General features: G+C 73.9%; 11 protein-coding genes. 9 read left to right on the plus strand and 2 right to left on the minus strand.

The window, feature by feature from the left end; all coding sequences use genetic code 11:
• Positions 1–67: 67 nt before the first annotated feature.
• The 9 genes from J5Y04_RS28380 (at position 68) to J5Y04_RS28420 (ending at position 12,291) form a co-directional block, all read left to right on the plus strand.
• Positions 68–706 (plus strand): NUDIX hydrolase, encoded by a 639-nt coding sequence (locus J5Y04_RS28380; RefSeq protein ID WP_209415259.1) that lies wholly within the window; start codon positions 68–70, stop codon positions 704–706.
• A 399-nt stretch (positions 707–1,105) separates the two neighbouring features.
• On the plus strand, positions 1,106–3,346 hold the full coding sequence (locus J5Y04_RS28385; RefSeq protein WP_209415260.1) for a tetratricopeptide repeat protein: 2,241 nt from the start codon (positions 1,106–1,108) through the stop codon (positions 3,344–3,346).
• A gap of 261 nt (positions 3,347–3,607) precedes the next feature.
• Positions 3,608–4,723 carry an alanine dehydrogenase gene (gene ald, locus J5Y04_RS28390; RefSeq protein ID WP_148642364.1) on the plus strand — a complete coding sequence of 372 codons (1,116 nt, stop codon included), beginning with the start codon at positions 3,608–3,610 and terminating at the stop codon, positions 4,721–4,723.
• 529 nt (positions 4,724–5,252) lie between these two features.
• Entirely contained in the window at positions 5,253–6,320 is a 1,068-nt protein-coding gene (locus J5Y04_RS28395; RefSeq protein ID WP_374106126.1) for a ParA family protein, read from the plus strand.
• Positions 6,317–6,988, plus strand: a complete 672-nt coding sequence (locus J5Y04_RS28400) for a hypothetical protein (protein ID WP_209415261.1) — start codon at positions 6,317–6,319, stop codon at positions 6,986–6,988. The genes J5Y04_RS28395 and J5Y04_RS28400 overlap by 4 nt, the downstream gene beginning before the upstream one ends.
• Positions 6,989–7,285: 297 nt before the next feature.
• Positions 7,286–8,302 carry a ScpA family protein gene (locus tag J5Y04_RS28405; RefSeq protein WP_209415262.1) on the plus strand — a complete coding sequence of 339 codons (1,017 nt, stop codon included), beginning with the start codon at positions 7,286–7,288 and terminating at the stop codon, positions 8,300–8,302.
• Between the two features lie 530 nt (positions 8,303–8,832).
• Positions 8,833–9,426: an SMC-Scp complex subunit ScpB gene (locus tag J5Y04_RS28410; RefSeq protein WP_209415356.1), complete on the plus strand. Its 594-nt coding sequence runs from the start codon at positions 8,833–8,835 to the stop codon at positions 9,424–9,426.
• Between the two features lie 64 nt (positions 9,427–9,490).
• Positions 9,491–10,867 (plus strand): pseudouridine synthase, encoded by a 1,377-nt coding sequence (locus J5Y04_RS28415; RefSeq protein WP_209415263.1) that lies wholly within the window; start codon positions 9,491–9,493, stop codon positions 10,865–10,867.
• A 440-nt stretch (positions 10,868–11,307) separates the two neighbouring features.
• Positions 11,308–12,291 (plus strand): helix-turn-helix domain-containing protein, encoded by a 984-nt coding sequence (locus J5Y04_RS28420; protein ID WP_148642359.1) that lies wholly within the window; start codon positions 11,308–11,310, stop codon positions 12,289–12,291.
• 117 nt (positions 12,292–12,408) lie between these two features.
• On the opposite strand, the gene J5Y04_RS28425 is transcribed toward J5Y04_RS28420, so the two are convergent.
• Both J5Y04_RS28425 and J5Y04_RS28430 read right to left on the minus strand, forming a co-directional pair.
• Positions 12,409–12,771 carry a DUF952 domain-containing protein gene (locus J5Y04_RS28425; protein ID WP_209415264.1) on the minus strand — a complete coding sequence of 121 codons (363 nt, stop codon included), beginning with the start codon at positions 12,769–12,771 and terminating at the stop codon, positions 12,409–12,411.
• A gap of 478 nt (positions 12,772–13,249) precedes the next feature.
• Positions 13,250–14,797: a mucoidy inhibitor MuiA family protein gene (locus J5Y04_RS28430; RefSeq protein WP_209415265.1), complete on the minus strand. Its 1,548-nt coding sequence runs from the start codon at positions 14,795–14,797 to the stop codon at positions 13,250–13,252.

The raw sequence follows: 14,797 nt of genomic DNA on the forward strand, positions 1-14,797 counted from the left end.
CCCCGCGATTCCCGCGGGGCCGCCGTTCGGCGTTAGATTGTGTCCCACTGACGAAAAGGGGAGACCGATGGACGACCGAAGCATCTTCGACGTGGCCGAGGCGTGGGAGGTCCGGGGGAGCGGGACGCCCTTCCAGGGCAAGGTCACCGGCGTGCGCAGCGAGGAGGTCCTGATGCCCGACGGCAGCTGGGCCCGCCGCGACTACCAGACCCACCCCGGCTCGGTCTCCGTCCTCGCGCTGGACGACCAGCAGCGGGTGCTCGTCCTGCGCCAGTACCGCCACCCCGTCCGCCAGCGGCTCTGGGAGCTGCCGGCCGGCCTGCTCGACGTGCCCGGCGAGAACCCGCTGCACGCCGCCCAGCGCGAGCTGTACGAGGAGGCGCACTGCAAGGCGGGGACCTGGCGGGTGCTGGTCGACTTCTACACCTCGCCCGGCGGCACCGACGAGGCGCTGCGGCTCTTCCTCGCCACCGACCTCGCCGAGGCCGAGGGGGAGCGCTACGAGGCGCACGGCGAGGAGCTGGAGATCGAGACCGCCCGGGTGCCCGTCGCGGAGCTGGTCCGGCTGATCCACGCCGGGGAACTGCACAACCCCACCCTGATCACCGGGACGCTCGCCCTGTACGCCGCGCTCAACGGCCCCGGCGGGCTGGACGCGCTGCGGCCCGCCGAATCGCCCTGGCCGGCCCGGCCGTTCGAGGCCTGACCTTTCGAGGCCCGGCTGGTTCGAGGCCTCGCCTGTTCGAGGCCTGGCTCGTTCGGACGGGCAGGGGAGGGTGGGGTGGGGGCTGCCCGGGGAGGGGCGTGCGGCCGGCCGGGTGGTGCGGGAGGTTGCCCGGGGAGGTTCGGGGGACCGGTCCGCCGGTTCGGGCTGCTGATCCGCGAGGGTTCGGGTCAGTGGTCCGCGAGGGTTCACGTGACTGATCCGCGAGGGTTCGCGCGATTGATCCGTGGGGGTGATTTACCGGTTCGTAGGACCGGATGGCACCTCGGCTGACCCGGACGGTCGAACTACGCTTCGCAGACAGGGCGCCCGTCCCGGGCCGCCTCCGCTGAGCGCTGGGTGACGTCGGGAGTGGCACGGGTGGCGAGGAAGACGGCGACCATGGAAGCGGGCCCCGGCGCACCCGTCGAGGGCGTTCCCGGGCTGGACCGGCTGCCCGCCGGGCCGGCCCTGCTCGTCGGCCGGCGTGCCGAGCTGGCCGCGCTGCGGGCCGCCGCCGCGCGCCCGGCCGAGGGCCGCAGCCCGGTGCTGGTGCTGGCCGGCCGGCCCGGCTCCGGCCGGACCACGCTGGCGGCCAGGTTCGCCGTCACCGTCGCCCCCGACTTCCCCGACGGCGTGCTCTTCGCCCGCCTCTCCGCCCCCGACGGCGGCCGGGTGCCGCCCGCCCGCACCGCCCGCCGGCTGCTGGAGCAACTCGGGGCGGACGGCGTCGGCGTCCCCCTGCCCGGCGCCGTCGAGGACGGCCGGGACGAGCCCGCCTGTGTCGCGCTGCGCGAGGCGCTGGCCGGGCGGAAGGTCCTGCTGGTGCTGGACGACGTCCGGGACGCCGGGCAGGTCTGGCCCCTGCTCGCGGACGAGCCCGGGTGCCTCGTCCTCGCCACCACCGCCGGCCCGCTCACCGGGATCGAGGACATCGACCCGGTCATCCTCGGCGGGCTCGACCGGCAGGCCTCGGGTGAGCTGCTCGGCGACCTGGTCGGCGGCACCAGGATCAGCTGCGACCCCGTCGGCGGGGCCGACCTCGCGGAGGCCTGCGCCTCCCGGCCGGCCGCACTGCGGCTGATGGCCGGGTGGCTGCGGAGCAACCCGGAGCTGGCCGTCACGGATGCGGCCCGCGAGCTGGCCCGGGCGGTCCGGGAGGCGGACGGGAAGGCCGCAGGGCCAGGAACGGGAACGGGACCGGGGCCGGGGCCGGGAACGGTGGCGGGGGCCGGGACCGGAACGGAACAGGTGGCGGGGCAGGTACCGCGGAAGGGGCCGGCGGCCGGCGTGAAGGACGGGCCGGCCAAGGAGGCCCCGGCCGAGGACGCGCCGGCGGAGGGCAAGGACGGGAGGCGCCCGGCGGACGGGGCGCGGGCCGGGCGGGGGAGGCGCCCGGCCGCCAAGGCCGGGAAACAGACGGCCGACGGGGGCGGGAAGCCCGTGGCTGCCGGCGGCCCGCCGACTGTCGGCACGGCGACCGTCGGCACGCCCGCTGCCGGACCGAAGGCCGGGCCGCCGACCGACCCGGCCGCCTGGGTGAAGCCCGGGCCCGGGCCGGCCGAGCCCGTCCCCGTCCCGGACAACGACCCGCTGATCGGCGCCTTCACCCTCCTCTACGGCACGCTGCCGCCCGCCCAGGCCCGGCTGCTGCGGGCGCTGACCCTCGCGCCCGCCCAGACGGCGGACCTGCGGACCGCCTCCGCCCTGGTCGGCTGCCCGGCGCCGGAGGCCGCCACGATGCTGGCCGCGCTCGCCGAGCGGGAGCTGCTCGGCGAGGAGGCGCCCGCCGCCGACGGCACGCCCCGCTACCGGGTGCCCGGCCGGCTCTACCCCCGGCTGGTCCGGCTGCGCGAGCGCGAGGACCGGCCCGCCGAGATCGAGCTGGCCCGGGCGCGGCTGCTGGAGCGGCTGGTCCGGCTCACCGAGGCGGCCCGCGCCCTGCTCGACCCGGCCGGCGGCGCGGGGCCCGAACCGCTTCCGGGCCCGCTGCGGCTGCGCTCGGCCGACCAGGCCCGGCAGTGGCTGCTCGGGGAGCGCGACGTGCTGCTCGGCGCCGTCGCCGACGCGATCGGCCAGGGCGACCTGGACGGCTCGGCCGGCCGGCTGGTCACCGCCCTGCTGCGGTCGCTGCCGCTGACCGGGGCCGCCGCCCCGGCCGACCTCTACCAGTTGCACGAGCTGGTGCTGACCGTGGCCGAGCGGCACGGCAAACCCCGTCGCGCCGCAGCCGCACTGCTCAACCTGGGGGACCTCCAGGCCGCCGCCGGCAGCTGGGAGCAGGCCGCAGGCCACTACCGGGCCGCCCTGGAGCACGCCCGCTCCGCGGACGACGAGCCGCTCTGTGCCCGAGCCCTGGAGGGTGCGGCCGGCTGTCACCGCGCGCTCGGCGACGCCGTGCGCGCTGCCGACTGGTACGGGCGGGCGCTCGGCCTCCGGCAGTCCATGGGCGACCACGCCGCCGAGGCCCGGCTGCTCGCCCGGGTGGCGGAGGCGCACACCGCCCAGCGCCGTTTCGACGAGGCCGAGCGCGAGTACCGGGCGTCCCTGTCGGTGCTGCGCCGGCTGGGGGACGAGCGGGGGCAGCAGGCCGTCGGCGCCGCCCTCGCGGAGCTGCGGGAACGTCTCGACGCAGGGTGGTAGGTCAGGGTTCGGGAGTATCGTCGGAGATGCCCGGTCGGGACATCATTGGCGGGAAGATCACTGGGGAAGCCTACGAACCTGCCAATGTGTCCGGCAGATTTATTCACTTTGGAAGGCTGACACGCCGCCTGGGCTTCATTACACTCGAACTTAGTCGCGCAGCGATCTGTGCCCCGGTGTCTTCCGGAGGTCTCCCCACGTGCGCGTCGCCCGCCGGTCTTCTCCGGTAGGGACCCCCATGGCAAGAGGACGTGTTTAGCCGTGAAGGTCGGCATCCCCCGCGAGGTCAAGAACCACGAGTACCGCGTGGCCATCACGCCCGCCGGCGTGCATGAGCTGGTCCGCAACGGACACGAGGTCTACATCGAGGACAACGCCGGTGTCGGCTCCTCGATCCCCAACGAGGAGTACGTGGCCGCCGGCGCCACCATCCTCCCCACCGCCGACGAGGTGTGGGCCACCGCCGACCTGCTGCTGAAGGTCAAGGAGCCCATCGCCCAGGAGTACCACCGTCTGCGCAAGGGCCAGACCCTCTTCACGTACCTGCACCTGGCGGCCGACCGCGCCGGTACCGACGCTCTGGTCGCGTCCGGCACCACCGCGATCGCGTACGAGACCGTGCAGCTCGCCAACGGCGCCCTGCCGCTGCTCGCCCCGATGTCCGAGGTCGCGGGCCGGCTGGCCCCGCAGGTCGGCTCGTACCACCTGATGCGCCCGGCCGGCGGCCGCGGCGTGCTGCCCGGCGGCGTGCCCGGCACCCACCCGGCCAAGGCCGTCGTCATCGGCGGCGGCGTCTCCGGCTGGCACGCGGCCACCATCGCCATCGGCATGGGCTACGAGGTGACCCTGCTCGACCGCGACATCAACAAGCTGCGCGAGGCCGACAAGGTCTTCGGCACCAAGATCAAGGCCATCGCCTCCAACGCCTTCGAGCTGGAGAAGGCCGTCCTGGAGGCCGACCTGGTGATCGGCGCCGTGCTGATCCCGGGCGCCAAGGCCCCGAAGCTCGTCACCAACGAGCTGGTCTCCCGCATGAAGCCGGGCTCCGTGCTCGTCGACATCGCCATCGACCAGGGCGGCTGCTTCGAGGACTCGCACCCGACCACGCACGCCGAGCCGACCTTCCAGGTCCACAACTCGGTCTTCTACTGCGTGGCGAACATGCCGGGCGCCGTCCCGAACACCTCCACCTACGCGCTGACCAACGCCACGCTGCCCTACATCGTGGAGCTGGCCAACCGTGGCTGGAAGGACGCGCTGCGCCGCGACCCGGCCCTGGCCAAGGGTCTGAACGTCCACGAGGGCCAGATCACCTTCGGCGCCGTCGCCGAGGCCTTCGGCCTGGAGTCGGTCTCGCTGGAGAGCGTCCTCGCCTGACCTCGTTCCCTCCCGCGTTCCTCCCACGACGGGACGGGTCCGCGCCCCTTGGGCGTAGGCCCGTCCCGACCGTGGCCGCTCCCTCCGGAGCGGTCCGCAGGCCCCCGACCTTCTCTTCTTGCCCGTCAGCGGGCAGGAGGGGCCGATCCTCGGTCGGGGGCTTCGGCATGCCCGTGAACGGGCGGTTGCGCGGGCGGGTCGCTCTGTCGTCAATTTCTGTGGGTCGCGTCACCCGACCGCAGAAACGTTAGGGTCAAGGGCCCCCACATCCCTTGACAGAGGGTTGCCCGATAGTCGACACATCCTGCCCACTACCGTGGATTGTGTTGCTGCGAACGCCTTGAACGGCCTAGAGTCGCAAACCGTCGGCATGCTGCCACGCTGACGAATCGACATAGAGTCCTGGATGCCCAAGGAGGTAAGACGACTTGTGAATGAGTCGACATTTGCTCCCGGGGGTGGTCAGCCAGGACTGGCGGAGCACACCGCCGGCCAGCCGAGTGAGGAGCCCGGGGCCCGGCAGGCCACCGTGGGCTCGGCCGAGGTCGGCTCGGTCGCACTCCGTACCTTCGAAGCACGCCAGAACACAGCACAGGTGACCACGGTGACCGACTACGACGCCGATCTGCCGGCCCACGGCCTGGCCTACGGCGAGTTCGCCTACGGCGCCTACGACGACCCGGACGCCGAGTACGAGCCGGACCCGGAGTACGCCGCCACGCTGGCCCCCGACGCCGCGCGTCAGCGCCGCGAGCGGGTCGGCCCGACCGGCCGTCCGCTGCCGTACTTCCCGATCCCCGCGCCGGTGGCCGAGCACGGCCCCGCGCAGATCATCGCGATGTGCAACCAGAAGGGCGGCGTCGGCAAGACCACGTCGACCATCAACCTGGGTGCGGCGCTGGCCGAGTACGGCCGCCGCGTGCTGCTCGTCGACTTCGACCCGCAGGGCGCGCTCTCCGTGGGCCTCGGGGTCAACCCGATGGAGCTCGACGTCACCGTCTACAACCTGCTCATGGAGCGGGGCCTGACGGCCGATGAGGTGCTGCTGAAGACGGCCGTGCCGGGCATGGACCTGCTGCCGTCCAACATCGACCTCTCCGCCGCCGAGGTGCAGCTGGTCAGCGAGGTGGCCCGGGAGTCCGCGCTGGCGCGCGCCCTGAAGCCGCTGCTGCCCGACTACGACTACGTCATCATCGACTGCCAGCCCTCGCTGGGCCTGCTGACGGTCAATGCCCTGACGGCCGCTCACAGCGTCATCGTCCCGCTGGAGTGCGAGTTCTTCGCCCTGCGCGGTGTCGCGCTGCTCACCGAGACCATCGAGAAGGTCTGCGAGCGGCTCAACCCCGAGCTGCGCCTGGACGGCATCCTGGCCACCATGTACGACTCGCGCACCGTGCACAGCCGTGAGGTGCTGGCCCGCGTCGTCGAGGCGTTCGGCGACCACGTCTTCCACACCGTCATCGGCCGGACCGTGCGCTTCCCGGAGACCACCGTCGCCGGCGAGCCGATCACCACGTACGCGACCAACTCGGTCGGTGCGGCCGCCTACCGTCAGCTCGCCAGGGAGGTGCTCGACCGGTGCCGCCCCGCCGAGTGAGTCTCCCGGGCGCCGACGAGCTGTTCCGGACCACCGGGGGGATGGCGCTGTCGCCGTCCCTCGCGCCGCGTCCGGCCGCCGAGGCGCCCAGACCGGAGACCGCACGGACCGTCAACGGTGCCGGCGGCACCGGCGCGGGCACGGACGGTGCCGAGGACGCCGCCGACGGCGCCGAGGAGCGCAGGCCGTCGTCGGGTAGTGCGTCGGGTGGTGCGCCGGGCACGGTGTCGGGTGGCAGACCGGTCGGCGTGTCGGTCCCCGGTCCGGCGCAGCCGGGCGGTGCACAGGGTGCGGGTGGCCAGGGCGCTGGTGCGCAGGGCGCCGCGCAGGCCGGGAAGACGGTGCAGGGCGGCCGGGCCGCCGCGCCGGGACCGCGTCAGCACGCGGGTGCCGCCGAGGAGCAGGCGGGCGGCGCAGGGCGTCCCCGTCCGCGCGGCCGGGCCCCGCGCCGCCCCAGCGGGCGCGAGCGTCACGACGAGAAGATCACCGTGTACGTGTCGGCCGAGGAGCTGATGGACCTGGAGCACACCCGCCTGGTGCTGCGCGGGGAGCACGGGCTCGCGGTGGACCGCGGCCGGATCGTCCGGGAGGCCATCGCGGTGGTGCTGGCCGACCTGGAGCAGCGCGGCGAGGCGAGCATCCTGGTGCGGCGGCTGCGCGGGCGCTGAGCCGCCTGCGGGGGCCGTGCGCGTGGTGCGGGGACGGGAACGGGAACGGGAACGAAACCGGGAACGGGGTAGTCGATCGTCCTGCGGTCGGGTCGGTTCTGCGGTCGGGTCGGTTCTGAGGTGAACTCGGCGGTCGGTTCCAAGGCCGGGTCGGGGCGGGACGGGGCGGCTGGCCCGGCGCTGCGGCCGGGCGGTGCGGCCAGGCCGGTGCGGCCAGACCGGTGCGCGGCGGTGGTCGCGGCGTGTCGGTGCCCCCCGGGTAGGGCGGGCGGTGCGGCCGGGTGAAGATGGACCGTCATGCCGAGCAGCCCCGAACCCTCCGTCGCCGCCGCCGGGACCGTCGGGACCGCCGATGAGTCGCGGGGCGGTTTCCGGGTGCGGCTGGCGAACTTCGAAGGCCCCTTCGACCTGCTGCTGAGCCTGATCGCCAAGCACCGGATGGACGTCACCGAGGTGGCGCTGGCGACGGTCACCGACGAGTTCATGGCACACATCCGGGCAATGGGCCCGGACTGGGACCTGGACGCCGCGACCGAGTTCCTGGTCGTCGCCGCGACCCTGCTCGACCTCAAGGCCGCGCGGCTGCTGCCCGCCGCCGAGGTCGAGGACGAGGAGGACCTCGCCCTGCTGGAGGCCCGCGACCTACTGTTCGCCCGGCTGCTGCAGTACCGGGCGTACAAGCGGGCGGCCGCCCTGTTCGGCGAGCGCTGGGCCGCCGAGCTGCTCCGGCGGCCGCGTGCCGTCGGGCTGGAACCGGAACACGCGCAACTGCTGCCCGAGGTCGTGATCGGCATCGGCGCGGAGCGGTTCGCGCAGCTGGCGGCCAAGGCGATGGCCCCGAAGCCCGCACCGGTCGTCTACGTCGACCACATCCACACACCGCCGGTCAGCGTGCGGGAGCAGGCCGGGCTGGTGGTCGAGCTGCTCACCGAGCTGGGTGAGGCGTCGTTCCAGGAGCTGGTGGAGGACGCACCGGACACGCTGGTCGTGGTCGCCCGCTTCCTGGCGCTGCTGGAGCTGTACCGGGAGCGGGTGCTCGCCTTCGACCAGCCGGAGGCGCTGGGCGAGCTGCTGGTGCGGTGGGTGGCCGAAGCGGACCGGGGCGCGGTCGAGGTGACGGACGAGTTCGACCGGCCGGCGGGCGAGCGGCTGGTGGATGAGCAATCGGCAAGTGGCCGGCCGGCGGGTGGGCGGCTGGTGGGTGAGCAGTCGGCGGGCGACCGGTCGGCGGGCGACCGGTCGGTGGGCGACCGGTCGGTGGGTGGGCAGTCGGCGGGCATGCAGTCGGACGGGCGGCGGAAGGGGAAGCGATGACGTCTGGGACGAATGCCGGCGGGCGGCCGGTCCGGCGCCCGCTCGGGGTACCGGGGCAGCCGCGGGCCGAGGAGTGGATGGAGCCGGCGGTGGGGGCCGGTGAGATCGAGCCTGGTGGGGTGGAGCCTGCTGGGGTGGTGCTTGGCGGCGTGGGGCTCGGTGGCGTGGGGCCCGGCGAGGTGGGGCTTGGGCCTGGTGCACCGGGGCCCGGTGCCGTCGCGTTCGATGAGGCCGTAGCCGGAGGGGTGGTAGCCGGTGGGGCGGTGTCCGGCGACGTGCTGACCGATCCGGTGGTCGCAGACCGCGTGGTGGCTGCCTGCCCTGTGGTGGCCGACGAGCCGGTGGTGGCCGGAGACCTGCTGACCGACCCTGTGGCGGCCGACGAGCCCGTGGTTGGCGAGCCGGGCCGGGCGGAGGTGCTCGTCGTGCATCAGAAGTCGGCCCCGCCGACTTCTCGTGCGGTCGAGGTGGTGGTGGAGGAGGAGCCGGACGGCGGTCCGGGGCTGAAGGCGGAGCTGGAGGCGATCCTGATGGTCGTCGACGAGCCGGCCGGGGAGGCCCACCTGGCGTCCGTGCTGGAGCGGCCGCGGGCGGAGGTGGCGGCGGCGCTACGTGAACTCTCCGGTGAGTACACCGCCCAGGGCAGGGGATTCGACCTGCGGCTGATCGCCGGCGGGTGGAGGTTCTACAGCCGTGCCGAGTGCGCGCCGGCCGTCGAGCGGTTCGTCCTGGACGGTCAGCAGGCCCGGCTCACCCAGGCCGCGCTGGAGACTCTGGCGGTCGTCGCCTACCGTCAGCCGGTGTCCAGATCGCGGGTCTCGGCCGTCCGTGGTGTGAACTGTGACGGCGTGATGCGTACCCTGGTACAGCGAGGACTGGTGGAAGAGGCCGGATCCGAGCCCGAAACAGGTGCGATCCTGTATCGGACGACGAACTACTTCCTGGAACGGATGGGGCTCCGCGGCCTGGATGAGCTGCCGGAGCTCGCTCCCTTCCTGCCCGAGGTCGACGACGTGGAAGCGGAGTCCCTGGAGGGCACGATGATCGCGGAGGCGGTCGCCGCCGCTGCCGTGCAGGCCGCGGGCGGCAGTGGCGAGGCCGATCGGGCTGCGCCTGATCGGTAGGGGGCGGTGAGGTCGGCCGAAACGACCGCACAGCCCAGACGGAAAACGACGTACGGACACTTTGATGCGTAGCAGTGGCAACGGCAGGAACAGCAGCGGCGGCGGCAGCGGTCGTGGCGGACAGGGCGGGGGCCGGGGCGGCGGCTCCTACGGGGGCGGCAGCGGTTCGGGCCGTGGTGGCTCCGGCTCGTACGGTGGTGGCTCCGGCTCCTCGCGCGGCGGGTCGGGTTCGTACGGCGGCGGTTCGGGCTCCTCGCGGGGCGGCTCCGGTTCGCGCGGTGGCTCCGGCTCGTACGGTGGCGGTTCGGGCTCCTCGCGGGGTGGCTCCGGCTCGTACGGTGGTGGCTCCGGCTCCTCGCGCGGCGGGTCCTACGGCGGCGGGTCGGGTTCGCGCGGCTCCGGCTCGTACGACCGTCGTGACGACCGCCGCGACGACCGTCGTGACGACCGCCGCTACCCGGACCGCCCGCTGCGGCCCGAGGAGCGGCGCTACGACCGCCCCGAGTACGGCGGCGGCCCCAACGCCACCCCCGCCCGCGGCGGCTTCACGGGGCGCCGGCCCGGTCCGGCTCCGCGTCCGCGCCGTGAGGGCCAGGGCGCCCCGGGCGACCCGCGCCGCCAGCCGCAGCGCTCGCGCGAGCTCCAGGCCAAGATCGAGGACGCGGTGCTGGCCCGGCACGACAAGCCGGCCGTGAAGCTGCCCAAGACCTTCGGCGAGCCCGAGGGCGAGCGCCTGCAGAAGGTGCTGGCGCGTGCCGGCATCGGCAGCCGCCGTGCCTGCGAGGAGCTGATCGAGCAGGGCCGGGTCGAGGTCAACGGCAAGCGGGTGACCGAGCAGGGCAAGCGGGTCGACCCGGAGAAGGACGAGATCAAGGTGGACGGCCTGACCGTCGCCACCCAGTCGTTCCTCTTCTTCGCGCTGAACAAGCCGGCCGGCGTGGTCTCCACCATGGAGGACCCGGACGGTCGCCAGTGCCTCGGCGACTACGTGACCAACCGCGAGACCCGGCTGTTCCACGTCGGCCGCCTGGACACCGAGACCGAGGGCATCATCCTGCTCACCAACCACGGTGAGCTGGCCCACCGCCTCACCCACCCGCGGTACGGCGTGACCAAGACCTACCTGGCCGCCATCCAGGGGCCGATCCCGCGCGACCTGGGCAAGAAGCTGGCGCAGGGCATCGAGCTGGAGGACGGCTACGCCCGTGCCGACAGCTTCAAGGTGGTCTCCAACGTCGGCAAGAACTACCTCGTCGAGGTGACCCTGCACGAGGGCCGCAAGCACATCGTCCGCCGGATGCTGGCCGAGGCCGGCTTCCCGGTCGAGAAGCTGGTCCGCACGCACTTCGGTCCGATCGCGCTGGGTGACCAGAAGTCCGGCTGGCTGCGCCGCCTGACCAACCCCGAGGTCGGTCAGCTGATGCGTGAGGTCGGTCTGTAGACCGGTCGGCATATTTCGGTAGACCGGTCTGCAGATTCTGCGGGCCGCCGGCCGGAGTCTGTAGACCGGTCGGTAGAGACCGGCGCGGATCTGTAGACCGGTCGGCATAGATCGGTGTGGATCTGTAGACCGGGGGGTCTAAACCGGAGGAGATCGGCCGGTGCGCCGGTTTGCGAAGGCCGGTGCGGATCTGTAGACCGGTCTGCATATTCGGGTGCCGCGGCCGAGCCGCACATCGCGTTCTGAGGGCCTCCCCACCAACTGGCGGGGAGGCCCTCACGCCGTTCGGCGGGTTCTGCTGTGAGCCGGGACGCATCGCCTGGTCATCGCCTTGTCAGCGTCATGATCCGTGGCCGAAGATTGCCACCTGACAACGACCCGCCGGGTGGCGGGACTGCGCCACTTCGGCGTGGGGGAGAGGCGAGACGGGGAGCGGCGTCGTGTCCGATGCACCACTCAGCGCACTGGGACTGGCCGTGCCGGACGGACAGGTCTACGCGGCGCTGGTGGCCAATCCGCAGTCCACGGCGGAGGACCTCGCGGTCGGCTGCGGACTGACCCTCCAACAGAGCATGCGTGCGCTGGACCGGCTGGCGCAGCAGGGCATGGCGACCCGGGCACCTGTCGACCGGCACCGGTTCCTGCCGGTCGCCCCCGATGTCGCGATAGGCACGCTGATAGGCCACCGGGAGTCCGAACTGCGGCACGCCCGGGCCGAGATGCACCGCCTGATGGACGCCTTCCGGGAGGCCTCGCGCTACACCGACCCGGCGCACTCGGTCGAGGTGCTCACCGGCGGCGAGGCGATCGCCCAGCGGCTGGAGCACATCACCGAGACCAGCCAGTACCAGGTGCGCGGTTTCGACTGCCCCCCGTACATCCAGGACCCGGTGGCGAACATCCCGTTGCAGCGGCAGCGGATGAAGGAGGGGCTGCGCTTCCGGACGATCTACGACCGGGAGGCGGTGGCCTGGCCGGGCCGGTTGGAGAAGAACATCCTGGTCGGTGTCGCGGACGGTGAGGAGGCGCGGGTCCGGCCGGTACTGCCGATGAAGATGATCATGTCGGACGACCGGATGGCGATCATCCCGATCAGCGTCGGTGACAGCGTGCTCGACGCCGCCTACGTGATCCACCCGTCCGCCCTGCTCCAGGCGTTGGACACGCTGTTCGAGGCCGAGTGGGAGCGCGCCGTCCAGCTCCAGGCCGCCATCGGCGCAGCGGAGGGGACGCTGGAGCCGGAGGCCGACCACCGCAAGCTGCTGGGCCTGCTGGCGGCCGGCCTCACCGACGAGTCGATCGCCCGCTCGCTCGGCTGGAGTGCCCGGACCACCCAGCGCCGGCTGCAGAGCCTGATGCGCGAGCTGGGCGCCACCACCCGGTTCCAGGCGGGGATGGCGGCCCGGGAGCGGGGCTGGCTCTGACCGGGGCCGTGACCGGGGCGGGCGTTGCCGGGGCCGGCCGTGACCGGAGTTCGTCGTGCCGGGGCCGGCCGTGACCGGGGCGGGCTCTGACCGGGGCCGGCTGTGACCAGGCGGCGGTCAGCTCCAGGGGGAGAGGCTCGCCCAGCGTCCGTCCGGTCCGCGTTCGACCTTCTCCAGGCCGACCACGGCGGTCCGGTTCAGCCGGCCGTAGATGTGCGGGAACAGCACCCCGGGCGTGGCCCCGGGCGGTGGTGCGCCGTGCGGGGCCTCCCACTTGACCATCGGCTCCACCAGCGACTCCTCGATCAGCAGCACCATCAGCGGCTCGCGGGCGTCGGCGAAGAAGGCGTTGGCCACCGCGAGCGCCGTCTGTTCGTCCGCCGAGCAGTGGATGAACCCGTCGGTGAGCAGTGAGGCGGTGGCGTACGGCCGGCCGGGGTCGGCCAGCCAGTCGTCGAGGGGGGCGAGGTGCAGGATCATGTGGTACTCCGTGGATACCCCCGGCTCGGGCCGGGGCAGGGGTCTGGGCATCCCCTGTACGGGGGAGAACGGGCCGTCGGCGTTGCAGGTCAGGGAACGTTGCAGGTCGGAGAACGTTGCGGCTCGGGGAACGTTGGAGGTCAGGGAGTGTTGCGGGGCGGGGGAATGCCGCCGGGGCGGCGGGCTGTCAGGCGGGATGACAGGTGGGATGTCGGGCGGAGTGTCAGGCGGGATGTCGGGCCCGTGGAGCTGCTTCGGTCCGACGGGTGGCGCACCGTCCCTTCGCTGGTGGTCCCGGGCCTGCGGGCGTCCGTGAGGCGAAGGCCCGGCCCGTGAGGGTTGGAATCCCCGGCACGCGGGCGCAGGGGAGCAGGTCAAGTTCCTGTTCTACCTGAGCCGACGTCACGACGGCGGGTCGCCGGCCGCGCCAGGGGCCGGCCGATGTCGTGGGCCGGCCCCTGGCAGGGCCCGGACGTGGTCACAGGCCGGCCACCTTCGCGGAGGCGGAGACCTCGTACACCAGCGTCACCGTCCGGCGGGCGCCCGGGCCGAGCGGCAGGTTCCAGCGGACGATGCCCTCGGAGTCGAAGGCGTCCGGGGCGGGGGAGCAGTCCTCCTTGCGCAGCCGTACCTCCACCGCCGACACCTCGGAGACCGGAACCCGTTCACGGACCGTGACCAGCTGCTCGTCGTGCTCCTCGGGGCCGGAGAAGCGGGAGAGGTGCAGGCGCACCGTCCGGGTGGTCACCGAGCGCTGGGTGAGGCCGGCGGTGGCCTGGCGCTCCTCGGTCTCGCGCACCACCCGGTACCCGTCCGAGCTGCCGAACGCCAGCTCGGCGTCGGCGCCCGCCGCCGTGAACGGCAGCTCGCCGCGGCCGGTGAAGCCGCTGCCGCGGACCAGCTCGACGGGGCCGGCGAGCAGCGCATGCCCGGCCGCGTTGCGGAACCGGACGACCTGGGTGACCAGCGGGGACAGCTCCGGCGCGCACGCGTACTCGCTGTCGGCCGGGACGGTGAAGGAGCCCAGCGGCACCCGGTGCGCCCGGCCGTCCGAGGGCACGGTCGCCGGGGCGGGGGCGCGCAGCACCCGGACCTCGCCGCCGTCGTCCACCCCCGGCACCGCCTCGGACGGGCCGAGCGTGCTGATCGCCTCCTCGCGCAGCTCGACCTCGACCGTGCGGCGCTCCTCGGCGCTGCGCTCGCGCAGTGTCAGCACGTCCTCGGTGAGCGAGGGCGGGGCGGTGGCCAGCGCGGAGCGGGCGGTCGAGAGGGTGAGCCGGGCGCCCGTCCAGTCCTCGCCGGTGCGTTGCCAGACCACCGCCTCGGACTCCAGGCGCAGCGAGCCGTCGGCCAGGGTCGCCCGGTAGGACGGCCGCCAGACCGCACACGGCACCAGGTGACCGACGGTCAGCACGACCGGTCCGGCGGTGGCCGCCTCGACGGTCAGGTCGAGGTGGGCGACCAGTTCGGCGGGCTCCTCCTCGGCCTGGTCGAGTGCGTTCCTGGCCCGGGAGCGCTGCTCCTCCAGGTCGCGCAGCCGGGAGCGGACGGCCCGCAGCTCCTCGCCGTAGCGCTCGCGTTCGGCGTCCACCCGGTCGAGCTCGCGCGTCCAGCGGGCCCGTTCGACCTCGCCGATGCCGGCGCCCTCGCCGACCTCGCGCAGCAGGTCGGCGGAGAGCTGGGCGAGCAGGGCGAGGCGGGCCTGGAGGCGGTCGTGCAGCTGGTCCTCGCGGCGGGCCCGTTCGTCGAGTTCGTGGACGCGGTGGCGCAGCGCGGAGTCGTCCGGGCCGGGGGCCAGCGGGGCGCGCGGGGTCCAGACGCGCACGATGCGGGCGTCCAGGACGCGGGCGGCGGGATCCCCCGTCTCGGCGCGCAGGGTGCGGTCGACGGCGAGCGCGGTGATCGGGCCGAGCCGCAGGCGCTGGACGCCGGCGGCGAGGTGGACGGTGACGGTGCGCTCGACCTGGCTGCGGTCCTCCAGGCAGGTGACGGCGGTGACCGGGAGGGGGATGGTCTCGCTGCTCAT

Source organism: Kitasatospora sp. RG8 (assembly GCF_017813315.1).
Taxonomy (GTDB): domain Bacteria; phylum Actinomycetota; class Actinomycetes; order Streptomycetales; family Streptomycetaceae; genus Kitasatospora.